Annotated in this window: 1 protein-coding gene; it reads left to right on the forward strand. The window is 58.8% G+C overall.

The genetic code is table 11. The features are described from left to right. Positions 1-150: 150 nt before the first annotated feature. A partial coding sequence (locus HX773_RS25550) for a hypothetical protein (RefSeq protein ID WP_176973820.1) occupies positions 151-342 on the forward strand: 192 nt, incomplete at its 3' end.

Below are 342 nucleotides of genomic sequence, written 5' to 3' on the forward strand. Positions count from 1 at the left end.
GAGGCCATGGCGTTATTTGAAGCGAGCTAGGATGCTCGTCTAGTCCGACTGGCCGCCCCCGTATTCCGACCAGCCTTGCCGGAATGCAGGGGCGATGAACGGCCAGCGATTTTGACGCATTGAATCTGCGTCGTAGGGAAGGTAAGCAAGATGGTACAGGTGAGAGCACACCAGCCGATCAACACTGACGGCAGTATCAATCTCGAGGCATGGCTCGATCATACGGTCAGCGTCGACCTGGCGCTGGACCGTGAAGCCTTGAAGGAAGCCTGCGAGTACGCACGGCTTGCCGAACAACAGACCAACGCGGCCCAGAATCTGTGGCCCGAAGGGGGTTCCAGT

Origin of the sequence: Pantoea sp. B9002 (assembly GCF_013385945.1) — a bacterium.
In the GTDB taxonomy this organism is placed as follows: Bacteria; Pseudomonadota; Gammaproteobacteria; order Enterobacterales; family Enterobacteriaceae; genus Pantoea.